16 protein-coding genes are annotated in these 24,227 nt (G+C 70.1%); 9 read left to right on the forward strand and 7 right to left on the reverse strand.

The features are described from left to right. The first annotated feature begins 36 nt into the window (after positions 1 to 36). Positions 37 to 1,083 (forward strand): type III polyketide synthase, encoded by a 1,047-nt coding sequence (locus tag ACFYXH_RS21525; protein WP_389565201.1) that lies wholly within the window; start codon positions 37 to 39, stop codon positions 1,081 to 1,083. Between the two features lie 78 nt (positions 1,084 to 1,161). Here ACFYXH_RS21525 and ACFYXH_RS21530 read toward each other — a convergent pair whose 3' ends face one another. After that, the gene (locus tag ACFYXH_RS21530) at positions 1,162 to 2,004 is read right to left on the reverse strand and encodes a creatininase family protein (protein ID WP_389565204.1); all 843 of its coding nucleotides are present in this window, start codon (positions 2,002 to 2,004) and stop codon (positions 1,162 to 1,164) included. A 304-nt stretch (positions 2,005 to 2,308) separates the two neighbouring features. Here ACFYXH_RS21530 and ACFYXH_RS21535 point away from each other — a divergent pair, with 304 nt between their 5' ends. The 5 genes from ACFYXH_RS21535 (at position 2,309) to ACFYXH_RS21555 (ending at position 8,318) form a co-directional block, all read left to right on the forward strand. Further along, entirely contained in the window at positions 2,309 to 2,857 is a 549-nt protein-coding gene (locus ACFYXH_RS21535) for a GNAT family N-acetyltransferase (protein WP_389565207.1), read from the forward strand. A 198-nt stretch (positions 2,858 to 3,055) separates the two neighbouring features. After that, positions 3,056 to 3,502, forward strand: a complete 447-nt coding sequence (locus ACFYXH_RS21540) for a MarR family winged helix-turn-helix transcriptional regulator (RefSeq protein ID WP_389565210.1) — start codon at positions 3,056 to 3,058, stop codon at positions 3,500 to 3,502. 42 nt (positions 3,503 to 3,544) lie between these two features. Beyond that, positions 3,545 to 4,777 carry an epoxide hydrolase family protein gene (locus ACFYXH_RS21545; protein ID WP_389565212.1) on the forward strand — a complete coding sequence of 411 codons (1,233 nt, stop codon included), beginning with the start codon at positions 3,545 to 3,547 and terminating at the stop codon, positions 4,775 to 4,777. 501 nt (positions 4,778 to 5,278) lie between these two features. Then, positions 5,279 to 7,390 (forward strand): elongation factor G, encoded by a 2,112-nt coding sequence (gene fusA, locus ACFYXH_RS21550; RefSeq protein WP_389565215.1) that lies wholly within the window; start codon positions 5,279 to 5,281, stop codon positions 7,388 to 7,390. 421 nt (positions 7,391 to 7,811) lie between these two features. Beyond that, positions 7,812 to 8,318: a DUF4232 domain-containing protein gene (locus ACFYXH_RS21555; RefSeq protein WP_389565218.1), complete on the forward strand. Its 507-nt coding sequence runs from the start codon at positions 7,812 to 7,814 to the stop codon at positions 8,316 to 8,318. A 221-nt stretch (positions 8,319 to 8,539) separates the two neighbouring features. Here ACFYXH_RS21555 and ACFYXH_RS21560 read toward each other — a convergent pair whose 3' ends face one another. Continuing rightward, entirely contained in the window at positions 8,540 to 9,079 is a 540-nt protein-coding gene (locus ACFYXH_RS21560; RefSeq protein WP_389565797.1) for a WD40 repeat domain-containing protein, read from the reverse strand. Between the two features lie 1,052 nt (positions 9,080 to 10,131). Between ACFYXH_RS21560 and ACFYXH_RS21565 the strand changes: the two genes are divergently transcribed. The 3 genes from ACFYXH_RS21565 (at position 10,132) to ACFYXH_RS21575 (ending at position 14,948) form a co-directional block, all read left to right on the forward strand. Continuing rightward, positions 10,132 to 11,412, forward strand: a complete 1,281-nt coding sequence (locus ACFYXH_RS21565; RefSeq protein ID WP_389565221.1) for a molybdopterin-dependent oxidoreductase — start codon at positions 10,132 to 10,134, stop codon at positions 11,410 to 11,412. Then, on the forward strand, positions 11,376 to 11,936 hold the full coding sequence (locus tag ACFYXH_RS21570; protein WP_389565224.1) for a hypothetical protein: 561 nt from the start codon (positions 11,376 to 11,378) through the stop codon (positions 11,934 to 11,936). The genes ACFYXH_RS21565 and ACFYXH_RS21570 overlap by 37 nt, the downstream gene beginning before the upstream one ends. 186 nt (positions 11,937 to 12,122) lie before the next feature. After that, positions 12,123 to 14,948 carry a LuxR C-terminal-related transcriptional regulator gene (locus ACFYXH_RS21575; protein WP_389565227.1) on the forward strand — a complete coding sequence of 942 codons (2,826 nt, stop codon included), beginning with the start codon at positions 12,123 to 12,125 and terminating at the stop codon, positions 14,946 to 14,948. Between the two features lie 2 nt (positions 14,949 to 14,950). On the opposite strand, the gene ACFYXH_RS21580 is transcribed toward ACFYXH_RS21575, so the two are convergent. From ACFYXH_RS21580 to ACFYXH_RS21600, 5 genes are read right to left on the reverse strand one after another with little or no spacing between them, the layout of a single operon-like run. Further along, positions 14,951 to 18,184 carry a DNA/RNA non-specific endonuclease gene (locus ACFYXH_RS21580; protein WP_389565231.1) on the reverse strand — a complete coding sequence of 1,078 codons (3,234 nt, stop codon included), beginning with the start codon at positions 18,182 to 18,184 and terminating at the stop codon, positions 14,951 to 14,953. After that, a complete protein-coding gene (locus tag ACFYXH_RS21585) occupies positions 18,181 to 20,358 on the reverse strand; it encodes an ATP-binding protein (protein WP_389565234.1) in 2,178 nt (725 codons plus the stop codon). Before ACFYXH_RS21585 ends, ACFYXH_RS21580 begins: the two co-directional genes overlap by 4 nt. A 1-nt stretch (position 20,359) precedes the next feature. Beyond that, positions 20,360 to 22,327, reverse strand: a complete 1,968-nt coding sequence (locus ACFYXH_RS21590; RefSeq protein ID WP_389565237.1) for a hypothetical protein — start codon at positions 22,325 to 22,327, stop codon at positions 20,360 to 20,362. Positions 22,328 to 22,387: 60 nt separating this feature from the next. Beyond that, the gene (locus tag ACFYXH_RS21595; RefSeq protein WP_389565240.1) at positions 22,388 to 22,975 is read right to left on the reverse strand and encodes a hypothetical protein; all 588 of its coding nucleotides are present in this window, start codon (positions 22,973 to 22,975) and stop codon (positions 22,388 to 22,390) included. 34 nt (positions 22,976 to 23,009) lie between these two features. Then, positions 23,010 to 24,224 (reverse strand): hypothetical protein, encoded by a 1,215-nt coding sequence (locus ACFYXH_RS21600; protein ID WP_389565242.1) that lies wholly within the window; start codon positions 24,222 to 24,224, stop codon positions 23,010 to 23,012. Positions 24,225 to 24,227: the final 3 nt, after the last annotated feature.

The following is a 24,227-nucleotide window of genomic DNA, read 5'->3' on the forward strand; positions in this document are numbered from 1 at the left end:
ATGCCGTATGGACCATCAGACGCTGGGAGGATATCCATGGCGGTTCTGTGCAAACCGGCAGTAACGGTACCCGACAACGTCATCACCAACGAGGAAACTCTCGAACTGGCAACGCGATTGCATGCAGACCATCCGCAACTCCCTCTGATCCTCAGTCTGATCGAGCACACTGGGGTACAGAAGCGACATCTGATCCAGCCGATAGAAAAGGTGCTGCAGCACCCGGGGTTCGATGCCCGCAGCGCCGTCTACGAAGCGGAATCCAAAGCCCGAGTGCCCGCGGTGGTGCGCCAGGCGCTCGATCATGCGGAACTGGAGCCGCAGGAGATCGATCTGATCATCTATGTCTCCTGCACGGGATTCATGATGCCGTCGCTGACCGCATGGCTCATCAACACGATGGGTTTCCGCCCGGAAACACGGCAGTTGCCCATCGCGCAACTCGGATGCGCCGGAGGCGGTGCGGCCGTCAACCGCGCCCACGACTTCTGTACGGCGTATCCCGACGCCAATGTGCTCGTCGTCGCCTGCGAGTTCTGCTCGTTGTGCTACCAGCCCAGCGACCTGGGCGTGGGATCGCTGCTGTCCAATGGCCTGTTCGGCGACGGGATCGCCGCCGCGGCGGTCCGAGGCAACGGTGGCACCGGGATCCGACTGGAATTCAACGGCTCGTACCTCATCCCTCACACCGAGGACTGGATCTCCTACGCGGTCCGGCCGACGGGGTTCCACTTCCAGCTCGACAAGCGCGTGCCCGGGACCATGGAGCCGCTCGCCCCGGCGCTGCGTGCTGTTGCCGAACAGCACCAGTGGAACGCCTCCAAGCTGGACTTCTACATCATCCACGCGGGCGGTCCGCGGATACTGGACGACCTCAGCCGCTTCCTGGACGTACGCCCCGAAGCGTTCCGCTTCAGTCGCGCCACGCTCACCGAGTACGGCAACATCGCCAGCGCCGTGGTGCTCGATGCCCTGGCCCGCATGTTCGACGAGGCATCAGCCCTTGAGGGGCAAAAAGGTCTGCTGGCCGGTTTCGGGCCCGGCATCACTGCCGAGATGAGTCTCGGCACCTGGTCCGGCTAGGGTCCGTCTTCAAGTGATCTTGCAGGTGAGGGGATCATCTGCCGGTGCGTCGACATGAACTGACCGATGAATGCCGCATCATCGTTGGGCTCGGTGAGAAGGTGACAGTGACGCGGTCACAAGATCCGCCATGGCTGCGGCCATGCGCTGGTGAAAGCGCCACAGGAAGGGGTCACGGGGGCTGGGTGCACCGAAGAATCCCTGCGGTGTCACCCGGCGGGCGTGCTCGCCTCCCTTCCGCCATTCTGTGAGGTCATCGGGGCTCAGGCCCGTCGGCTTCAGTGCGGCCATGGCGTCGTAGTCGACAAGTTCGGGGAACCAGCGCATCATCAGGGCGCTTTCGATCTCTTCGGCGTGAACGCCGAGTTCGCCCGTCAGTTCCAGGCCCTCAAACAGCGGCTGCATGGCGAAGGAGGCCAGAGCGGGGGTCGGCGAGCAACCGAGCCGGTCGGCGATAAAGTCGGGTTCCAGCAGCACGACCCCGGCGCGTCCTTGCTCGTGCTGGCGCTGCACCACGTCCAGCAGCATCTGGTTGTGTGCGATGTCCCCCTGATGATTGATCACGAAGATCCGGTCGAACCCGTCCGTGGCCAGGGAGTCCAGGATGTCGGTGTGCAGAGCTACGGCGGTCTCGGGGCGGGTACGGAAGGTTCCGGCGAACGCCGACGACACCTGGTTGATCCCCCAGAAGACCGGCGGGGCGATCAGAGCCTCCACCCCGCGCTGCTCCAGCTCTGCCATCACGAGTCGGCAGAGTTGGTAGGCACCGTAGGCATCGGTGCCCAGTGGCAGGTGAGGGCCGTGCTGTTCGATGACCCCGGTGGGCAGTAGAACGCATGCTCCCCGCTCGGCTGCCGCCTCTACCTCTGGGTACGTAAGGTCAGCGATCGTCCGAGCGAAAATCGAGTACCCGTCGTTCATGAAGCTCCCCCTTGACTGGCTTTGCGTCGAGTGGTGTTCACCTGCCGGGCCATCCTTTCGGGGAGCGAGTGTTGTGCGCGAACCAGAGCCCCGCCAGGCTTCTGACCGGCATGTTGTAGAAAGATCACAAATGGCACCTGGTCCGCATACCGCCCCGACGCCATCAGCTCCGCGGCGGTGAACTTCACTGGTTCTCACCACAGTTCGCTCGCTCTTCGCAACTCCTGGATCGGACACGGCTCACCGCACTGGCGGAGATTGCCCGGCCCTTGCCGGTCCGGACCGGTGAATTAGTGTCTGCCCGATGAGCGACGATCACGTGACATTGCGGCCCATAGGCGAGCCCGATCTCCCGCTGCTCGAACGGTTCCTGACCGAACCGGAGGCGGCCGGGTCGTTCCAGTGGCACGGCTGGTCCGACCCGGGAGTCTGGCGGCGCCGCTGGGCGGAGAACGGCCTGCTCGGCGAGGACGGTGGCCAGCTTCTGGTGGTGACCGGCGCCGAACGGCACGGCTTCGTCGCCTGGCGGAAGATGGTGGCCTCCCGCACCTCCTACTACTGGAACATCGGCGCCCAACTACTGCCCGACTCCCGGGGCCGCGGCATCGGCACCCAAGCCCAACGGGCCCTGGTCCACTACCTGTTTACGTACACCCAGGTGGTCAGGCTTGAGGCGGACACGGAGGCGGAGAACATCGGTGAGCAGCGCGCGCTGGAGAAGTGCGGCTTCACTCGGGAGGGCGTGCTGCGCAGCGTCGTGTTCCGGGCCGGACGCTGGCGGGACGGGGTCCGCTACAGCATGCTGCGCGACGACATCGCCCTGGATGACGCCCTCAACAGCTCGGCGCCATGACGGCACTCCCAAAGGACGGGCGACCGCGTCGGCCGGCAGCACCGGGTCGCCCCCCGGCGACTTGCACGGCCACGACGCACCTCCGATGTCAGAGGGCGCCGTCACCCGTGTCGATGACATCAGGTCCGGCAGCCCGCGCTGCGGCACGACGCGGAATTGCATAAGCGGCTTACATAAGTCAGTGATACATTCGGGTTCATGGCAGGACACCGCAACCCGGACTTCGACGCCGACGAACTCGCCTCGGCCATAGAGGAGTTCACCCGCAGCAACATCCGGCTCCCGGCCAGCGACAAGCACAGCTTCACCACGCTGTCCGTCCTGCACACCCTGACCCGCAAAGGCCCCATGCGGCTGACCGCGTTGACAGCGACCGAGCAGATCACCCAGCCGGCCGTCACCCAGCTCGTCACCCGCCTGGAACGCGAGGGACTGGTCGAACGCCATCCCGACCCGGACGACCGCCGCGCCGTCCTGGTCCGGGTGACGGAGGCCGGCGCGCGGGTCATCCACGGCCGCCGCCAGGAACGGGTCCTCCGCTTCTCCCAACTGGCCGACCAACTCACCCCCGAGGAACGGCACTCCATCGCCGCCGCCCTTCCCGCGCTGACCCGCATGGCCGCGCTCATGGACAGCGGGCTCTGACACCCGGCGGCGCCGCTCCTCCCGCACAGGAAGGAATCCACCGTGGCAGACACACCGCGCTTCCCGCTGGACCCCACGCCCGTCCACGTGCCCGACGCCGTACTGGACGACCTCAGGAGGCGACTGGAGCTCACCCGCTGGCCCGACGACGCCGGAAACAGCGACTGGTTCTACGGCGTTGGCCGCGCCTACCTCCAGGAACTGGCCGAGTACTGGCTCCACCACTACGACTGGCGCAAGGCCGAAGCCGCCATCAACGCCTACCAGCACTACCAGGTGCGTGTGAACGGCGTACCGGTCCACTTCATGCGCAAGCCCGGAGTCGGCCCCGCCCCGATCCCGCTCATCCTCACCCACGGCTGGCCCTGGACCTTCTGGCACTGGTCCAAGGTCATCGACCCCCTCGCCTACCCCGCCGCCTTCGGCGGCGACCCGGCCGACGCCTTCGACGTCATCGTCCCCTCCTTGCCCGGCTTCGGCTTCTCCACCCCGCTGCCCGATCACCCGGACATGAACTTCTGGAAGGTCGCCGACATCTGGCACACCCTCATGACCGACACCCTCGGCCACACCCGGTACGCCGCCGGCGGCTGCGACATCGGCGCCCTGGTCACCGGCCAACTCGGCCACAAGTACGCGGACGAGCTCCACGGCATCCACATCGGCTCCGGTCTGAACCTCACCTTCTTCAACGGCGACCGCGCCTGGGACCTCAGCGGAGGCCGGCCCATCCCCGACGGACTGCCCGACGACATCCACGCCCGGATCATCGCCTTCGACCGCCGCTTCGCCGTCCACCTGGCCGCTCACGTCCTCGATCCCAGCACGCTCTCGTACGGTCTGAGCGACTCTCCCGTCGGCCTGCTCGCCTGGATCCTGGAACGCTGGGTCAACTGGAGCGACAACCACGGCGACATCGAGACCGTCTTCACCAAGGACGACCTCCTCACCCACGCCATGATCTTCTGGGCCAACAACGCCATCGGCACCTCGATGCGCTACTACGCCAATGCCAACCGCTACCCCTGGACCCCCGCGCACCCCCGCACCCCTGCCATCGAAGCCCCCACCGGCATCACCTTCGTCGGCTACGAGAACCCGCCCGGCGTCACCACCCCACAGCAGCGCGTCGACAACTGGCTCGCCGGCGACCGTGCCGACTGGTACAACCACGTCAATCTCACCGCCCACGACGAAGGCGGCCACTTCATCCCCTGGGAAGTCCCCGGCGCCTGGATCGACGACATGCGCCGAACCTTCCGAAGCCGCCGCTGAGGCACGGACCGCATGTGGGATGCGGACCCCACCGAGGCGGCCCTGTCGGATCCTCGTCGGCTGGAAGGCAGTGGACCGCGGCAGTCGAGCGGTTCACGGCGAAAGCCGCCCGGACCGCCGGCTCGAAAATCCGGTGCACGGGCTCATCCTGGCTTACTACACTCGCCTCGCGCGCTGCCACAACATCGCAGTGCGCGCTTCGACGAGTGAGGGGAGCCGACCGTGCGTTACCGCACCGCTGTCGTCGTTCCCCGTTCACGGTACGACGTGATCCTGATGTCTATGTGTGCCCGGTGCCGGCTGCGCGGCCGCCACTGGACGTCCGTGACGAACGCCTGATCCCTGCCTGCCCGGTGAGCCGACTGGCCGAGTACGTCCCGATGCCGTCGTGCTGCACCAGCGGATGATGCTGGATCAGGGGACGCCGCCGGCTTGACCCCAGGCCGTTTCGTCCGGGAATCGCGCTGCCTTGATCTCGATCATCCTGAAAGGCCTTGGGCCGTGCGTACCAACCTGCAACGTCATCTCACCAGTCCGCTGACCGATGTCCGAAATCTGGGCATCCTCGCCCACGTTGATGCCGGCAAGACCACCATCACCGAACGGATCCTGTACGTCACCGGGGCCACCCACAAGCGGGGCGAGGTCCATGACGGGACGACCGTCACCGACTTCGACTCACAGGAGCGCGATCGTGGGATCACCATCTTCGCCGCGGCGGTGAGCTGCGACTGGGACGGTCACCGGATCAATCTGATCGACACACCGGGCCACGTCGACTTCTCCGACGAGGTGGAGCGCTCGCTGCGGGTGCTTGATGGCGCGATAGCGGTGTTCGACGGTGTCGCGGGGGTCGAACCGCAGAGCGAGTCGGTGTGGCGACAGGCCGACCGGCACCAAGTGCCGCGGATCGCCTTCGTCAACAAGCTGGACCGTGCCGGTGCCGACCTCGACACGGCGGTCGAGTCGATCCGAGCGCGGCTGCACACGGTCCCGATGGTGGTCCAGCTGCCGATCGGGCAGGAGGACGGGTTCACCGGGGTGGTTGATCTGCTGCGTATGCGCTCGCTGGTGTGGGGCGCCGGCCGCGACACGTTCGAGGAGGGCCCGGTTCCCGACGCCCTGCGGGAGGAGGCGCACCGCCGCCGCCGACTGCTCGAGGAGGCTGTGGCGGAACTCCATCCGGTCGTGTTGGAGGAGTTCTGCACGGAGTCGACGGTCTCCGCACAGACTCTGGCCGCAGCACTGCGCGACCTGACGCGTAGTGGTGAGTGCGTGGTGGTGTTGTGCGGATCGGCTTACCGCAACTGCGGGATCGAGCCGCTGCTGGAGGCTGTCGGGGCCTACCTCCCGTCGCCTCTGGACGTGCCGGCGGTACGCGGCACCTTGCGCGGCACGGTGCAGGAGCGGGTCGCCGACCCGGCGGCGCCGTTCGCTGCACTGGTCTTCAAGGTGAATTCGACCGCCACGGGGCGGCTGACCTACCTGCGCGTGTATTCAGGAACGATCCAGAAGGGAGACGCGGTGCTCGACGTGGGCGCGGACCGCACCGAGCGGGTCGGCCGCATCCTGCGCGTGCAGGCCGACCGCCACGCGGAGGTGGACCGGGCGGTGGCCGGGGACATCGTCGCCGTGGTCGGCCTGAAGGCCGCCCGTGCCGGGGCCACCCTGTGCACACCCGCAGCGCCATTGCTCTTCGAATCGGCCACCGTGGCCGATCCGGTCGTCTCCGTGGCGGTCGAGGCCCGCAGCAGCCTCGAAACCGGCCGGCTGGCGTCGGCGTTGGCACGGCTGGTCGAGGAGGATCCTTCACTGGCGGTCCGGACCGACCCCGAGACCGGCCAGACGGTGCTGTCCGGGATGGGCGAGCTGCATCTGGAGGTCGCGGTGGAGAAGATCCGGCGCGCCCAAGGGCTGGATGTCGGCGTCGGCCGACCGCAGGTGGCCTACCGTGAGACGGTCGCCCGCGGGGTGTCCGGGCTGGTGTACCGGCACGTCAAGCAGGACGGAGGCGCCGGCCAGTTCGCCCACGTCGTCCTTGACGTGGAGGCTCTGGAAATTGCGGCCGACGCCGCCGGTGACAACGCCGGTGGCGGTGCAGGGGACTTCGTGTTCCGGTCGACCATTGTTGGTGGACGGGTGCCGCAGGAGTACATCCGCGCGGTGGAAGCCGGTTGTCGCGATGCTCTGGCCGAGGGCCCGCTCGGCGGCCACCCGGTGACCGGACTGCGGGTCACACTGACCGACGGGGCCACCCATTCCAAGGACTCCTCGGAGATGGCGTTCCGGACAGCAGGCCGGCTCGCACTTCGGGAGGCACTGCGGGCCAGCGTGATGGCGCTCCTGGAACCGGTGGTTGAGCTCACGGCCACCGTGCCCGACGACGCCGTGGGCGGGGTGCTCGGCGACCTGGCGGCACGACGCGGCCGGGTCTCGGGCCAGGCCGCGCGGGCCGGCACAGCGGTTGTCACCGCGACCGTGCCGCTGGCCGAGTTGTTCGGCTATGCGTCCCGGCTGCGCAGTCGGACCCAGGGCCGGGGAACCTTCACCACCCGGGCCACCGGCTACGCCCCTGTGCCGGCCGCGGTGTCCAACGGGATGCTGTCCCGGTAGATCCCAATGATGGCCCCGCCCGTACCCGGGCGGGGCCATCCGGCCGGCGTCCGCAGGCGCGCTGATGGGCGTGACGATGCTGGTGGGACGCGGGGCGGTTGCATTGATCCGGCATTGTCACCGATGTGTCACAGACGATCAATGGCCGAAACCTGATGTCGGCGGGCGCTGTCTGTAGTGACGAGTGCCGGCGAGAGGCCGGTACCTGTCCACTTCTCAATCGGGGGGCGTCATGAAGTACGGAAAGAGCATCCGCAGAGCCGGGATGGCGATGGTCGCGGCGTCGGCGGCCACACTGCTGGTGACAGGGTGTCAGCCTGGCGGCGGCGATGCAGCGGAGTCCGGGTCGCCGACGGCGGGAGGCTCTTCGGGGGCGCCGGACTCTGCTGCCTCAAAGCCGGCCGAGGGGGGCACATCGGCGGTGCCGGCGGCGAGCGCTTCTCCCTCGACGCCGGGTTCGGGGACCGGATCGGCGGGCGACGAGGCCCGAACCTGTCCGGGGACGGGGCTGAAGGCGACCGCGTATCAGGCCGCTGTTCGCCCTGAGGGCACGGGCATCGGTGCGGCGGTCGTCGAGTTCGCCAACACCTCTGGGCACGCTTGCACTCTGCAGGGCCACCCGACGGTGGCGGGGGCGGGCAATGGTTCCCCGCAGAAAAACGCTCCGCTGACGGTGACGCGCACGGGATCGGCGTCTCCGGTGCGGCTGGCACCGGGCGGCAAGGCATGGGTGAAGCTGACCTTCGTCCAGGTCCAGGGCGAGGCGGACGGCTACTGCAAGTCCGGCTCCGAGCCCGTCGTGTACCCGACGCTGGTGGTCGGTCTGCCGGGGTCGGGGGCGCACCAAGTCGCCCTGGAGGACGGGCTTTTCGCCGAGTGCGACAACAAGGTGACCGTCACCGCCGTGACGGCGGTGAAGCCTTCCTGACGCCTGAGTTCACAACTTGCCCGCTTCGGATTGGTGAGTGCCCGAGAGCCCAGTCAAGGGCGCCTTCGGCGTCGCGACGACGCGGCTCCGGGGCGCTCGACTGGGCCGGGGACGACGCGACATGCTGACCGAACCACGGGGCCCGCAACATGCGTATCGCGGGACACCCGAGGGAGTCTGACGAGGTGCCTGCCGCCCTGTCGGGCGGTGCCGCAGATTGTCTACGGCACGTAGGCCAGCGCGTACGTTCCAATTCCGCCGGCGACGCAGAGCAACGCGGCGCCGGGGTGCCAGGCGATCCCGGTCAGGTCGCTGGCAACACGCAGGGCGCAGTGGCGGCGACCGGTGGGCACCTGCCACAGCCGCACCGTTTGATCGCGGCCGATTGTTGCGAGCAGCGTGCCGTCCGGGGAGAACGCGCAATTCTCCACCCAACTGGAATGGCCGGTCATCACCGCCTGTTCGGTGCCGTCGGAGACTCGCCACAGCCGCACCGTTCGGTCGTCGCTGGTGGTGGCGACCAGAGTGCCGTCCGGGGAGAAGGCACAGCCGGTTAGCCCGTCGGTGTGGCCGATGAGGACCGCCTGTGCGGTGCCGCCGGCGATCTGCCAGAGCCGCACGGTGCGGTCATTACCGGCGGTGGCGAGCAGAGTGCCGTCGGGAGAGAAGGCTCTGCCAGGTCCGCGCCGTGGATCTCCTGGCCCAGAGTCACCCACAGCAGACCGCCCGGATAGCGTTCCGCGATCTCGGGGCGGTGGCACACCCAAGCCGCCGGGGTCGTCCTGCCGAACCCTCCCGCCCCCCGAAGCCCGGTGGTCATGCCCACCCTGCTCGGTTCCGGTGCCGTCAGCTCAGCCACCAGTCGACCAGCCAGCTCGGGTCGCTCGATCATCCGGTCCAGCGGGGGAGCCATCCACGGTTGCTCATGGCTTCCCTCCGCACGCCCACGTCTGTGGCCGACGCCGCGGCCACCACCAGGACTGCGTTGAGGCGCCGCATGCGGCTCCTGGCTCGCACGCCATGCCTCGAACCCGACCCACACCGCGACCCACACCAGTAGACCGGCACCAACAGACCGGCACCAACAGACCAGGTCCACTGGGACGTCGCCACGTTGGCCAGTACCCCCGAGCCGAAGCCGAGCAGCGTCGACGCCGCGGCCGCCGCGCCCTGCGTGGGTCCCGAATTGCGGACTTTCATCGACTGCTTGGCGGTGAGAGGCAGTTGCCCGGCCACTGCGGTCGTACAAGCGTCGCGCCGGCCGCAGGGAATCTCTTCGTATGCGTCGGGGCGACGCATACGTGCGGAGACGCTCGCCCCACCGTGGCGGGCAGTTTCCACGCGGCGGGTTCGAGAGGCGAGATGCCGCTGCCTCGGCAGTTGCTTCAGAGACAGTCGGTCGGCGCCGGAGTCACCAGAAGACAACCGCAATGAATGCCATCAATTCTTGACATTCGGGTCTACTGTTCGGCGTTGGGCGGTGGCCAGCCGTTCCGTGAACCGCACAAGGGATCCAATGGGCGACACGCACGGTAAGGACGAGCCGTCCAAGGCGGATGAGCCGACCGCGAGCGCCGGCGGGTTGGGTCGTCGTGGCGCTGACGACACGTCAGCGCAACAAGGGGATGCGACGAACGAGCATCCGGGCGGGGTGAGCGGCACCGAGTCGTCGGCGGGAGACGAGGAATCTGGCGGCCGGGGTCGCGGCACATCCTCGGGCGAGCCGCCCGAGGGGCGCGAAAGAGGCGACCGCCCTCCGGGTACTTCAACGGCCGGTTCAAGCCCAAAGGCGTCGAGGGAACGCCTTGCGGACATGCTGCGGGAGGGCCCACCGGCCGGTCCGTCCCGGCCGGGTTTTTGGCGTAGTCCTTTGCGGGGGCCGTGGCTGACGTCGGTTTTCGCCTCGGTTCTGCTCGTCGGTGTCCCGGTGTTGTTCGTGACCGGACTGCTCTCCTACGCCGCCTACAACCCGGATCTTGCGGGCAACGACCAGACCCCCGAGAGGGGGTGGCTGGGCTTCTATCTGTTCGCCTGGCCCACCGATCCGTACTGGCTGTACCGCCTCAACCAGGGCGTCCATGTCACGCTCGGCATCGTGCTGATCCCGGTGCTGCTTGCGAAGCTGTGGTCGGTGATTCCCCGGCTGTTCGGCTGGCCGCCTGTGAGATCGGTCAGCCAGGCGCTCGAACGACTGTCTCTGCTGCTGCTTGTGGGCGGGGTGTTGTTCGAGTTCGCCACCGGTGTGCTCAATATCCAGTTGGACTACATCTTTCCCGGCTCCTTCTACGTCCTGCACTTCTACGGGGCGTGGGTGTTCATCGGCGCCTTCGTTGTGCATATCGCCTTCCGTATTCCCCTGGTGATCCGGACACTGCGCAGCGGCGCCCTCGGTGACGAGCTGCGCACGCCGATCGGCCGCAAGCAAGCAGCACCCGCGGACGAGACCGGCCTGGTGACCCCGAACCCGGCTCCGCCGACGATGTCGCGGCGGGGTGCTCTGGGCATGGTGGGGGCGGGCTCGCTGGTACTGCTCGCGGTGACGGCCGGACAGAGCATCGGCGGTTCCCTCAGAACCACCGCCCTGCTCGCCCCGCACGGCCAGGAGCCAGGGCAAGGACCGAACGGTTTCCAGATCAACAAGACCGCGGCAGGTGTGGGAATCCGTGCCCGCGATATCGGCCCCGGCTGGCGGCTGGTCGTGCGGGGCGGGGGCCGCGAGAGCATCCTCACCCGCGACCAGGTGCTGGCGTTGCCGCAACACAGTGCGGCGCTGCCCATCGCCTGCGTGGAAGGGTGGTCCACCGACGATCAGGAGTGGAGCGGGGTGCGGCTGGCAGACCTCGCCGCACTCGTCGGCTTCGCGGATCGAGCGCCGGGTGTGTTCGTCGAATCCGCCCAGCGCAGCGGGGCCTTCCGCTCGGCCATGCTGCGCGACAACCAGGTCCGCGACGCGCGCTCGCTGCTGGCGTTGCGGGTCAACGGAACTGACTTGTCGTTGGATCACGGGTATCCGGCTCGCGTCATCGTCCCGGCCAACCCGGGGGTCCACAACACCAAATGGGTCACCCGGCTGACTTTCGGGGAGGGCGCGTGAGGGGCTTCCGGGCGCGTTACGGGGCTTCGCCGCTGCACCTGCTTCTGGTGCTGTGCTCCTTTGCCCTGGCCGGGTATGCGGGTATCCGGCTGCTGGACGGAGAGGAACCGTGGATGGTCGTCGTGTGGTTCGTCGGAGCGGCCCTCCTGCACGACCTGGTCTTTCTCCCCCTCTATACGCTCACCGACCGGGCCGCCCTGACCGTACTGGGCCGACGTCGAGAACCTGCCGCTGAGGGCAACCCGCCGATGTGGGGATGGACCAACTACGTCCGGGTGCCCGTCTACCTCTCCGGCGTCCTGCTCCTGACCTACTTTCCCCTGATCCTGGGACAGGTGGACAACTTCACGGCTTACACCGGCCTCCCCGATGACGTGTTCCTCGGCCGCTGGTTACTGATCACCGCCGTACTGTTCGGCCTCTCCGCTCTCCTGCTGCTGGCACGCATGTGGTCTTCCCGCCCGGCCAAGCGGGCACCGGAGCCTGCTCCAGGGCCTGGGTCGGGCAGGGAATCCGCTCCGTGACCAACGAGCGGGTAGGCGGCCGCGGGGAACGCAGCGTGGGCATGTGCTCGTCGGTCGGCGCGACGCAATTTGCTGTTCCGCCAGGCCAGGTACGGCAGCGAGCACGCGTCCGACGCTGGAACGCCGGGTCCACCGCTGGGAGGCCGATTGAATGTCGGGTATTTCCCGGTTCTGCTGGACCGCCGCATGTCAGACTGGCGCAGGGGGGAAGCGGCACCGGAGACGCGGGGCCACGCGTCTGATGCCCGGACCGCCGCGCGCACTGTGCTCGGGAGGACCGCCGAAACATCCGCACTGGCCCGGTTGCTCCGTGACACGGCATCAGGGCGTGGCGGTGCGCTGTTCATCATAGGAGAACCGGGGCTGGGACGGACCACGCTGCTCCGCAACCTCCTCACCCTCGACGACACCTTCCGATCGGTGTCCCTCGCGGGCACCGCAGCCGAATCGGGACTGCCCTACGCGGGCCTGCACCAGGTCGTCCAGGCGCACCGCTGCTATCTGCCGCAGCTCCCCACGCCCCAGCGCGATCTGCTCGGCCACCTCTTGGCCACCGGGCACCAACGGCCCGGGGACACCGGTCTTGCGGTCGGCGCCGCGGCCCTCGGTCTGCTCGGCGCCGCGGCCGCCCGGCGTCCGCTGCTACTCGCGATCGACGATGCGCATCTGCTGGACGCCCCGTCCCTGGACGTGCTGCTCTTCGTGGCCCGGCGCATCGCGGGCGAGCCGATCGCCATGCTCCTCACGGCCGAACACCGCTGCTCCGCCGCCATGTCCGCCATCCGCCCGGCAATCACCGGCGTACCGGAGCTGCGACTGGGACCGCTGGACGCGGCCGACGCGCGGACCCTGCTCCAGCAGTCCGCCCCGCACCCGCTGCGGCGTTACGTCGCCGAGCGGCTGCTCGCCGTCGCGGAGGGTAATCCGCTCGCACTCACCGAACTGCCGGCCGCCCTCACGCCGGGCCAGTGCGCGGGAAACCTGCCGCTCGACGACCCGCTCACCCCCGGTGAACGGCTGCGCGACTCCCATCTGCCGACGCTTGCCCGGCTCCCGGATACCGCCCGCGCCGCTCTGCTGGTGCCCGCCGCGGCCGGAGACGGCCGCAGTGGCGACGTACAGCGCGCACTGGCGCTGCTCCGCCATGAGCCCGATGCGCTGCTGCCCGCCGAAGAGGACGGCGTCATCGAGCTGCGCCGGGGGCGGCTGGTCTTCACCGACCGGCGGCTGCGCCTGGTCGCGTACCACGACGCCTGTACATCGCGGCGGCGCGCCGTCCACCGGGCGCTCGCGCAGGTCCAGCACGGCACGGCCGCGGCACGCCACCTGGCCGCCGCGCACATCGGCCCGAGCCCGGCTGTGGCGCAAGCCATCGAGGCGGCGGCGAGCGCGGCCGCGGAGGCGGACCCGGACACGTGCGCCGAACTGTACGAGCGCGCCGCGGGGTTCGCCGACGATGGCGACCACGCGGCCCGGCTGCTGGGCCTGGCAGCGGGCTGCCGGCAGCGGGCCGGAGCTGCGGAGCATGTGGCGGTGCTGCTGGGAAAGGCGATGGCGCTCGCCCGCGAGCCGGCGCTGCGCCGGGAACTGGGCGTCCTCCAGGCACGCCAGCGCGGTGCGACCGGGCATCCGCGGACGGCGCACCGGGTGCTGCGCGATGCGGCCGGGCGGCTGGCGGGTGAGCCCTCCCGGGCGGCCGAACTGCTGCTGGAGGCGGCCGATTCCGCGGTCCGTGCGGCGGACAGTCGTGCCGCGTTGGGCAGCGCGTGGCAGGCGTATGGGCTCACCCGGCTGTGCGGCGGGGACCTGGCGGAGGCCGCGGCCGTCCATCTCGCGCAGGTGTTGGCCCTGCGGGGGGAACGCGCGCAGGCCGGTGAACTGCTGTTGGCGCAGATGGCGGGCGAGGCGGCGGGGACGCTCGTGGGGCGGGCGGAAGTGCTGGGCTGGCTGGAGGAGTACGAGGCGGCCTGCGTGCTCCTGGACCGGGTACTGGGGGAGCAGCCCGGCGCCGAGCGAGGGGCGGACGCGGTGCGGAGGGCGGCCGCGCTCGGCTGCCGGGCCTGGATCCGGCTGTGGACCGGGGACTGGCATGGCGCCCGCTCTGACGCGATGGAAGCGGTCGAGTGCGCGGAGCGGCGGCTGGAGACCGCTTCGCTGGCCCAGGGACTGGTGGCGCTGGGGCGGCTCGAAGCCGCGCAGGGCCGGGTCACCGAGTGCGGAGCGGTGCTGGCCCGCGCCGCCGGAGTGGCGCGGGCGCACGGCCTCGAACTCGTCATGGGCCAGGTAGCGGTGGCCGAGGGTCTGTTGGCTCTCGGCGCGGGCAAGTACGAGGAGGCGGTGGCCGGTTACGAGCGGGCCGGCGCCCTGGCGCGGAGCGCGGGAATCGCGGACCCGTCGGTGGCCCCGTGGGCGGCGAACCTGATCGAGGCCTACGTGCGCAGCGGGCGGATCGGGGAAGCGGTGCACGAGCACGCCCGTTTCGACGCCGAAATGCGGCGCTCGGGCCCCTCCTGGGCGCTTGCGGTGAGCGCCCGCTGCCGCGCCCTGCTGCTGGAGGCCGACGGTCGGGGCACGCCCGGTGCCGTCGAGGCGGCCTTCCATGAGGCCCTGGAATGGCATGCGCGCGGCGCCGTCGTCTTCGAGCGGGCGCGGACCGTGTTCTGCTACGGGCAGTGGCTGCGCCGTACGGGGCGCTGCCCGCAGGCGCGCGACGCCCTGGAGGAGGCGCTGTCGGTCTTCGGGGCGCTCGGCGCGGTCCCGTGGGAGGAGGCGGTCCGCAGCGAACTGCGCGCGGCGGGTGGGCGCGCCGCACGGGCCTGCGGGCAACTCACGGAGCAGGAAGGCCGTATCGCAGCGCTGGTGGCGGGTGGCGCCACCAACAAGGAGACGGCAGCGGCTCTTTTCCTCAGCCCGAAGACGGTGGAGTTCCATCTCGGCAATGTGTATCGGAAGTTGGGGGTGCGGTCGCGGAGTGAATTGGCGCGGACGTACGACACGGTCGCTGGGGCGTGACGTCAGCTCCGCTTGTTGGGTACGTTGGTCTCAAAGAGTTTCTTGTTGTTCTTTCCCCAAGTAGCTTTCATCTCCATCGAAATGGGTCGGAGGGTAGCCTTGGTGACCCGCTGGAAGTCCTTTTTGTATATGGCCTCGACGCGGTACGTCAATACCTGGCCTGACTCCAGCGCCTTGTTCTTCACCATGCGTTCGAATTTGCTCATTCCGGGATGGTTGGCGCGAGCGTACAGGGAGACGAAATTCTTCCGGTGCGAGTTGGAGCCGCCGAGGTTGGCGGCGATCAAATGGGACCTCTGGAGGCCCTTTTTACTTTCCCAGCCGGGAGGATTGAAGCTTGGCTTGGTGTGTCCGCCTAGCGTATCCACGGAAATCTTTGCCTTTGCCCACGTTGGGCGTTCCATATCCAGTTGACCGTATTGGGTCTCGGCGGCACGCTCGGCCGACGCCTTTTTGGACTTCTTCGTGGTCTTCTTTTTGGACTTCGGATTCAGGCTTCCTTCCACGCTCCACACGCCGTCGTCCTCCACCGGCTCAAGGGACTTGAGCCGGTACCGGATCCGGATGGCGAGGAGAGCGGCTTTGAGGATCTTCCCGTCGAGGAAGGTTCCTTTGACCTTGTTGATTGTCGTGACACCGAGCTTGACGGCGGCCTGAACATCGCGCCGCTTCTCCTCCGTCGTTCGCCGGTCCGCCTTGCCGACCAGTTTGCCGAGGGCCTTCTTTCCGCCTGCCATGAGTTTCTTGCCATAGGCGGCGGCCTTGGCGATCATCTTGGAGATGAAGCCCCGGACGGGGGCGCCGACCTTCTCCAGCACGCTCTTGATCTTGGCGGGGATAGCGCCGAGCTTGAGCACCCGGGCGAGCAGGTCGATCGCGAGCGGGAGGGTCCGGGCGAGAGAGTCCTCGATCTTCGTGGCGACCTTCTGGGACACGCCGTTGCAGACCTCTTCGAGCGTGTCGAGGATGCCGTTGACGAACTCGGCGAGTGCGCGTGCCTTTTCCACCAGGAAGGTGACGAAGTCGTAGACGGCCATGACTGCCTTGACCAGGGCGCCCGCCGGAGTGATCAGGGACAGCAGCCAGGTGATGCCCGCCTTGAGAACGGTCTCGACGACAAAGCCCTTGATCATCTCGAAGGCCTGCTGCTTGAGGTCCCCGATCTTCCCCTTGATCTCCTCCCACAGGCCCCCGATGCCCTTGTCCCTGATCACCCCGATGATCTTGATGGCGCCGATCACGGCGTTCAGTACCGGCTCGGGCATGTGCTTGAGCAGCTCGGCGCGGATGAAGGCCCAGCTGATCCCGAAGAGTGACAGCACCATCTTGACGATGCCGCGCAGATCCCACTGCTCCGGCAGTTCCACCCCGGCCGCGGCCAGATTGCCGAACAGCCATTCCTGCAACGCCGCCTTGAGGTGTTTGACGATGTTCGACAGGAACTGCATCAGCCCGGCCTTGACTGAGGCGCCCAGATTGCTGAGGAAGCGGATCGGGTCCTTGATGATCCGTTCGGCCACACCGGCCGCCCGTTTCACCACACCGACCAGCAGGTTCTTCAGATCGATCAGGATCTTGATCGCGCCGACCACGGCGTCGCGGGCACGCTCCCACAGGCCCTTGTTGGACTCCTTCACCTCGGCCAGCGCCGCGTTCGTCGCCTCCTGCGCCTGCGCGTAGGACTCGGCGAGCTGGTCGACGACCGCGTCGGCCTTCTCGTCGATGGACGCTTCCAACTCGTCAAACTTCGCGGCGAATCCGGCGGCCGTCTGCTCCCCGAACCCGCGCATCGCGGGCTCGAGGCCCGCGACGAAATCGGCCATCCGGCGGCGGCCGTCCGCGGCCTTCTGCCGGGCGTCGTTGACGCGCTTCTCCACGACGGTGGCGACTTCGTCGACCACGCCCCGGATTTCGGCGGTGTAGGCGGCCGAGTGCTTCGCATAGTCGGGGTCGCCGGAGAAGAAGTCCCACCAACTCTTCTCGCACGCGGCGAGGAAACGCTTGCGCGCCTGCCCGGCCCGGTCGTCGAAGAGCGTGCGGACCGTGTCGTCCAGGCCCGCGAGCGCGGCCTCGACGTTGCGTTTGGTCTCCTCGTAGATCCCGGTCAGCTGTGCCGTGATCTCAGCGCGGCGTGCCTCGGTACGTGCCTGGGCAGCCTGTTTGCCGCCCGCCACAGACTTGCCCGTAGCGGCACGCACACCGGCCATGGCGGCCATCGCCGTCTTGCCAGCGGCGGCCGCCCGTTGCTCGGCTGTGGCCCGCTGCTCCGCCTCCTTGGCCCGGAAGGAGCCCGGCGCCGCGGCGGAGTTCTTCTCCGCGGCCTTCTTGGACTGCAGGGCGGTTGAGAACGTGGGTTCGTTGGCGCGCCGCAGGGTCTCGTCGGTGAGCCCCGCCTTGTTCATTTCGGCCGTCGTCCCGCTCGCATGGGCGGAGAGGTCCACCGTGGCGGCAGGTACCGGCGCCGGTACGGCGTCCGCCGCTTTGGGCGGGGCCGGGACGGGCGGCGGGCGGTCGGGCGAGAGGGGTACGGCGGGACGCTCGGGTACGCGCGCCGGGTCCGGCGGGGCCGCCGCGGTCGCCCGCACCTCACTCGATGAGGCGTCTGCGGCGGCGTGTACCTCGCCGGAGAGCTGAGGGGTGAGGGTGTCGGGACGGGCCGGGTCCGCGAGTGCCTTGGCCTCGTCCGCGGTGGCCGGCTGCTGCTCCTTGATGCGCTTCTCGAACTTCGCGATGAATTCGGCCCGGGCGAAGGGCTTTGCCTGTGCTGAGGCGATCGCGGCCGCCTGGTCCTGCCCGGCGAACGCGGCACGCTCACCGGGCGGCGCCACTGCCGCGCGTTGGGCGGCCGTAGCCTCGGCGGCGGGCGCGGGGTGCCGGGTCAGGAGGCGCTTGCCCGCGGTGACCTGGGCGGCGATCCGGCGCAGCCCCGGCGCGGCGGCCTTCTTGCCGGCGGCGGCACGTCCAGGGGGCTTGCCCTGGGCGTGGCCGGTCGGCGCCTTGGCGCCGCGGGCGGCGAGCGCCGCGGTGGCGGCGTTGCCGACGGCGGGCCGCGCCCGGCCGGGGCGCTTGGTGGGGGAGACGGTGGCGGTCCCGCGCTCCTTCGCCGGAGCGGCTGCCACCTGGGCCGGTCGTTTCCGTACCGTCTTGAGCTTGCCGGGTGAGGGCCGCGCGGGCCGGGCGCCTGCCTGTGCCACGGCGGGAGGTGGCGTCGAGGGGGTCCGCGCGAGGGCGCTCATGGCAGCACGCAAGGGGTCATTGCCGCCACCGGTGCTGAGTCCCGTACGGGCACCGGGCCGAGCGCCAGCTCCAGTTCGCCGGACCGCGGCAGCCGCGACTCCTGCCGGAACTGGCGCGCGACCGCCTCGGCGAGATGCTCCCGGCCGATGACCGCGCTTCCGCTCTCCGCCGCCAGTAGCGCGGCGCCGCGCGCGGCGGCCATGATGCCCGCGCCGGTGAGATCGAGCCGTGCGAGCCCCTCCAGAGTCAACTGAGGGTCCAGGGGGGCGTTTTGGGGGAATGCCATCCGCCACAGCCGGTATCGCTCCCGGTCGCCGGGCCGGGTGAAGTGCACCACGAACTGGAATCGGCGGGTGAAAGCCTCATCCAGATTGCCCTGGAGGTTGGTGGTGAGGACGACCAACGCGGGGCTGCGCTCGAGGCGTTGCAGCAGATAGCCGACCTCGAGATTGGCGTATCGGTCGGTGCCGCGGCTCACCGTGCCGCGCTTGCCGAAGACGGCGTCCGCCTCGTCGAAGAGCAGCAGTGCGTTGGCGGCCTCCGCGTGGCTGAAGGCCTCATCGAGGTTCTTCTCGGTCTCGCCGACCCACTTGGAGACGGTCTGAGCGAGATCGACCCTGATCAGGTCGACTCCGAGCGTGGCGGCGACCACCTCGGCGGCGAGGCTCTTGCCGGTGCCGGGCTCGCCGGTGAACAGGGCCTTGAGGCCGGGGCCGCCGTGCCGCCCGCCGAAACCCCACTCCTGGGAGACCTTGGGCCAGGCCCGGAACGCGGCGGCGAGCTCGCCGATCTGCTGCGCCTGTTCGGCGGGGAGTACGAGGTTCGAAACGTCGCGGGTGGGCGTACGGACATCGGCGAGGCGGCCGGGAGTTGCGGCCAGGACGCGGGGCACTGCCGTATCCAGCGACATGCCGCCGGACTCGGCGAGCCGTACGGCTGACCGCAGTTGGGCGGGCGACAGCCGGAAGCGGGCGGCCAGGTCGTCGAGGACGCGGGGATCCGCGCCCGCCTCGGCGGTGGCGGTGCTCCAGAGCGTGCGGCGTTCCCGGTAGCCGGGTTCGTCCGCGGATTGCTCCGCGTAGCGGCCTGAGGAGAGCAGTTCGAGTGGGCGCCACGGCGCCTGCCCGGTGAGGACGACCGGGACGCCGGCCCGTGTCAGCACGTCGGCGGCCGACGCCGTGCCCCATCGTGCGTCGGGGTCATGGAAACGGTCGACGGGCAGCCACAGTGCCGTTCCGAGCACGGCCGCCGCGGCCAGGGCCCGGCCGGTGACAGCCCGCACCTCGTCGGGGGTTCGGCACATCTCCAGGTCAGGAGCGCGGCGCAGCGCGAGCCCCGCTTGCTCCGCTACGGCGTATGCCGCGTCGAGCTGGCTGCCCTCCGGCAGCCCCCAAAGGGCGGCGATTCCGGCTGGGTGCGCCCGCAGGTGGGCGGCCAGTCGTGCGGTGCGGCCGCGCGTCGGCCCGTCCAGCAGTGCAGGGCGCGGTGCGGGCACCTGGCCGGGGTCGTACGCGAGGAGTCCGGGGTCCCCGAGGCCGTGCAGAAGGAAGGCGGGCAGTTCGGGGCGGATGTGCAGCGGGCGCAGCAGGTCGGCGCCGGAGGCTTCCGGTCCGCCGTACGCGTCCGGATCGCCGTCCTGGATCAGCAGCCCGAAGCGGCGCAGCCGCCCGTACGCCCCCAGCGCGGGCAGCCGGTCGTACCGCTCGCTGGGGGAGGGCGCCAGGACGGTGAGGATCAACTCGGCGGTGGGACGGCGCTGGTCGAGGTCGTCGACGAGATAGCCGAACAGCAGGGCGTGCTCGGGGGCCAGCGCGGGTGCCAGGCAGAGCAGCAGCGCGTCGCACTCGAAAGGATCAAGGTCTGCGGCGGAGGCCAACGCATCGAGCGGCAGCGAGCCGTCCTCTGCGGCGGCCTGGCGGCGGAGGTCGCGTTCCGCGTGGGTCTGTGCGGCCGGCGGCTCGCCGGGTCGGGGGGCCGGGTGCACGACGGCGGGGTCGGTGAGGTCGAGCAGCATTCCGGCCTGCTGGTCGGTGACGTAGTACGGGGACAGTTCCGCCCTGGCGAGCAGCGCGGAACGCTTCGCGCGGCCAGCCGCGGCTGCCCGCAGCGCGCGGTGGATCGCGCCGTAGCGAAGGGTCAAGTGGGCCGCGGCTGCGGCTGATCGGGTCGGCATCTCACCCTCCTGTGAACACGACGGTGCGGCCGCCGAACCACGGCACGTCCGGTACGTCGGCGAGCAGCCGGTGGCGGTAGAGGTCGGCGTGGCGGGCGCCCAGCGGAAGGCGCACCTCGACGGTGCTGTCGTGGAACGCCACGCGGGCCCCTAGATCGGCGAAGCGGTCAAGCGCGCACAGCGGGTCGGTGGGCTCCAGCTCGGACCAGAGTTTCCAGGAGAGATCGGCCAGGGCGACCGCGGCGGCCAGCGTCACTGTGCGTTCGACCGCAGGGGCCTGGTCCGCTCGGACGGCGGGGCGCAGCTCGACCAGCGCCTCGGTGAACCGGGCGGCGCGGGACGCCTCGTACGTCAGCCGCTGTGCGACACCGACCAGCGCGTCGTCCGGGGCGGAGCGGGAGGGGAGCCGTGCTCCGGTGTTGGTCCAGCAGCGGCGCGGAGCGGGCACCCGGCTCAACTGCTCGCCGCGGGTGGGGGGCAGGTCGGTCACGAAGCCGATGCCCAGGGCGTCCAGAGCGAGCGTCAGCCCGGCAGCCGCGGGGACATCGGGCTGGGAGGGAAGCATGACGAGGGGCGTCCCGGCCACTTCCCACGGCCGGAGCAGTTCTGCCGGCTGCGTCGCGTCCCACACCGGGTACAGGCCGTCGACGTCCAGCAGGAGCAGCCGGCCCGGGGCCACCGCGCGCAGCAGAAGGGGGCTTGTGGCGGTATGTTCTTCGGCTGCTTGGAGTCCGAGCCGGGCGTCGAGCAGGGCCAGGAGGGGGCCCAGATGGCGTTCGAGATCCAACGCGGAGATGACGGGCGCGCCGTGGCCCGTCGGCGTCGTGCCTGCGAAGACGGCGACCGCGTGCGTGTCCTGCGGTGAGCGCAGCCAGCCGTGCGCGGGCGGCGGTAGCACCTTGTGCGCGAGGCAGGCGGCGAAGGCCGCACCGTCGTGGGCCTGTGCGCCACCACCGGTCAGGACGGCGGCCACCGCTTCCAGATAGCCGCGGTCGTGCAGTGGAGGCAGCAGCAGGAAGGGGAGTACGCGGTCGATATCGGTCACCGTGCCGGACGCATGACCCGCGTGGTGCTGCTCTGACCGGCGGGGGGCCGGGGGGACCTGCGGGTGGAGGCCGGGCAGTGCGGTGCCGGGGGCGGGCTCGGGGCCGGTGGCAGCGAGCGGGGTGTCCGTCCGCACGGTTGGCTCTGACCGCAGCGCCGCCAAGAGGGCGGCGGCGAGGGCGCCGGGGTCGGGGTCCCCGGCTTCGCCGGGGACTGCTCCGGCCCTACCGGGGACCGGAGTTGCCGGGCCGGTCGCCGAGCCGGGGTCGGACGCCGTACGGCTCCCCGCCGCATCGAGGGCGCGCAACAGGAGCAGCAGCGCATCGTGTGGAAGCCCCGCCAGTACGGTGTCGAACGCCCCGCACGCGGAGGCTTCGTTGAGGAGGCCGACCAGCACCCGATCACGGTCGAAGGCCGACGCGGGCGGCACCGGTTGGCCGGGTCCCCGGAGGGCTTCGGCGCCGGCTTCGGCACCGGATTCGAGATCGGATCCGGCATCACGGGGAAGCGCCGTCGTGCCCGGAGCTGATGGGTCCGCGTGACCGCGGTGGGGGAGCGCTGCCGCGTCAGGACCGGATCCGGCCGCGCTAGTCCGGTCCGCCGTGTGGGCGGCACCCGCCAGCTCGTCGAGAGTGGCACAGGACCTTATGTGCACGGGGACGGTCACCTCCATGTCCTGCGGGATGAGGCCTGAGTGCGGGGCGTGTCCTGCGACGGACGGGGGCAGCGGCATACCGATGCGGTGAAGTGCACCGGCGAGGTACCTCTCCACCACGTGGGGGAGCATCGCGACCGCGCCGAGGGCCAGTTCGGAGGGATCGGGTCCCCAGCTCCAGCCGTCGGTCCTGACCACGCGCACCCGGCATTCGAGCACGGTGCAGCCGCCGAGGGCGGCGATCAGACCGCCGTCGGTCGTCGAATCCATGTGAACCGTCACCATGCCTGTCACACCTGCGTCCTGGCCTTGTCCGTGCCCGGGTCTCCGTCAGCCGATCCGGACCGGGATGTACACGGTCACCGGCCGCCCCCGGACGAAGGCCAGGGCTTCGTCGGAATCGTTGACGGCGCCACTGCCCAGCAGAGCCGCTCCGTTCGTGCCGAGGGCATCGCGGATCTGGAGGCTGACGGCGCTACCGGCGCCCCACTGGGCGGTCGGATGGACCAGCGCGAGGACGGGGGCCGCGCCGTCGCCGGCGGAGGTGATGTCGAGCGATCCGGCGTTGAGATCGACGGAGGGTGCGTCGCCGGAGACCGGCTTGAGCCGTGGTGTTGCTGGGGTGGCGGCCTGCGGGCCGCCGGTGTCCACATACCAGCGCCAGGGCGCGGCCAGGATGTCCCGGGGCGCGCTGAGTTCCTCGGTCGTGAGGAGTTCGGCCGGCACCAGGACGAGCCCGGAGGCGCCCGGGACGGCCAGTGGGAAGGCGCTTTGCGTCAGCTGCCGTACGGCGGGCGGGGGACCGGCAGTGGCGCGGGTGAGTGCGGCGACCACATGGCCGGTGTGTTCGAGGCGGACGACCGTGACGGTCAACTCCGTTGTCTGCGCCACCGATCGGTCCCGCTCGGTGATCGTCATGGTTGCTCTCCCTCGTCGCTGGCGTGCGGATGGATCAGGTGGTCGGGCGGGCCGTGACCAGTACGAAGTAGTCGGCGGCGCCCGGCAGTACGGAGGGAAGGCCGAGTTCCCGGCCGGGGCCGAACCCGCCGTACCACGCGATCAGACAGCTCAGCCGGCGCTGGGCGTCCACCTCGCAGCGCAGTACCACAGGCAGTGCGCCGAAGCCGGATCCGTCGACACCGCCTTCGGACGGGCCGCCGTACGTCTGGAGCCGCGGCGTCACCTGGAGGTGCAGAACAACCTCGCCCGACTCCACCTGATCCGCCGTCACCGACGGGGGCAGCGGCAGGATGACGCCATGTGTCGCGGTGCCGGACTGGACGAGGACGCTACCGGTGACGAGCGGGCTGTCCACGGCGCCGGTGACGGTCAGCCCGCCGGTGATCTTCACATCGCCGTGGATCCGGGTGCTGCCGTCGCCGAGGACGCGTAGCGCCGGGGCGAGCGCGCCGGCCGCGTTGAACCGGCCGATGTCCAGGCTGCCGTCCTCACCGCCGATCCGGACGCCCACCTTTCCGGCCACCGGGCGCGGCTCGGCCGCGAGTTCCAGCGTGCCGCCGCGCGCGGACACCCGGTCGGCGAGAACGCCCGCGTACCGGCGGCCGACCCCGTTCGCCCGGGGCAGTATCGAGGTGAAGCCGCCGCCGTCTTCGCCGTCGGCCCAGGTCACGAACGAGAGCAGCACCCGGCCCCGGTCGCCGCCGCCGAGCCGGTCGGGTCCCGCGTCGGGCGGGGGCGGCTGCTGGTCGCCGAGGTCGAGTTCGTCGCCGGGGGCGCCGACCACGAGGACGAAGCCCTCCGAGGTTCGCGCTGCGGCGCCGTTCGCGGAGCAGCCGCCCGAGGACACGGTCGCGCCGCCGGTGGAGGGCCGGTCGCTCCACATGAGCATGAGCGGGCGGGGAGAGGTGTCGTCGGGGTCGGTGATCACGAAACCCTGGTCCGGGGTGGAGAGTTCCACCGGCGCCGGCACCACGATCTCCCGCCCCGACGGGTCGACAAGGGTGCCGCTGCCGACGATGACTGTCTTGTAGAGGTCCGAGCCGGTCCGCGCGCGGACCGTCACCTCCAGGCCCGAGGCGATCCCCCAGGTGTGCAGGTGCCGGTGGTGGCGCGCGGTGGCCTCACGGTCGTAACGCACCACGGCCGACAGGTCGTCGGCGGCCAGGATCTGGCCCTCGTGGAATTCTGGCCGCTGGGGTGCCGGCATGGT

The organism is Streptomyces sp. NPDC002730 (genome assembly GCF_042888805.1).
Lineage (GTDB): Bacteria > Actinomycetota > Actinomycetes > Streptomycetales > Streptomycetaceae > Streptomyces.

What these genes read in the sequence shown, in the direction of transcription:
- ACFYXH_RS21525 (WP_389565201.1), top strand. Translation starts at nt 37, where the DNA reads ATGGCGGTTCTGTGCAAACCGGCAGTAACGGTACCCGACAACGTCATC.
- ACFYXH_RS21530 (WP_389565204.1), bottom strand. Translation starts at nt 2,004, where the DNA reads ATGAACGACGGGTACTCGATTTTCGCTCGGACGATCGCTGACCTTACG.
- ACFYXH_RS21535 (WP_389565207.1), top strand. Translation starts at nt 2,309, where the DNA reads ATGAGCGACGATCACGTGACATTGCGGCCCATAGGCGAGCCCGATCTC.
- ACFYXH_RS21540 (WP_389565210.1), top strand. Translation starts at nt 3,056, where the DNA reads ATGGCAGGACACCGCAACCCGGACTTCGACGCCGACGAACTCGCCTCG.
- ACFYXH_RS21565 (WP_389565221.1), top strand. Translation starts at nt 10,132, where the DNA reads ATGCTGCGGGAGGGCCCACCGGCCGGTCCGTCCCGGCCGGGTTTTTGG.
- ACFYXH_RS21570 (WP_389565224.1), top strand. Translation starts at nt 11,376, where the DNA reads ATGGGTCACCCGGCTGACTTTCGGGGAGGGCGCGTGAGGGGCTTCCGG.
- ACFYXH_RS21575 (WP_389565227.1), top strand. Translation starts at nt 12,123, where the DNA reads ATGTCAGACTGGCGCAGGGGGGAAGCGGCACCGGAGACGCGGGGCCAC.
- ACFYXH_RS21580 (WP_389565231.1), bottom strand. Translation starts at nt 18,184, where the DNA reads ATGAGCGCCCTCGCGCGGACCCCCTCGACGCCACCTCCCGCCGTGGCA.
- ACFYXH_RS21585 (WP_389565234.1), bottom strand. Translation starts at nt 20,358, where the DNA reads ATGCCGACCCGATCAGCCGCAGCCGCGGCCCACTTGACCCTTCGCTAC.
- ACFYXH_RS21590 (WP_389565237.1), bottom strand. Translation starts at nt 22,327, where the DNA reads ATGGATTCGACGACCGACGGCGGTCTGATCGCCGCCCTCGGCGGCTGC.
- ACFYXH_RS21595 (WP_389565240.1), bottom strand. Translation starts at nt 22,975, where the DNA reads ATGACGATCACCGAGCGGGACCGATCGGTGGCGCAGACAACGGAGTTG.
- ACFYXH_RS21600 (WP_389565242.1), bottom strand. Translation starts at nt 24,224, where the DNA reads ATGCCGGCACCCCAGCGGCCAGAATTCCACGAGGGCCAGATCCTGGCC.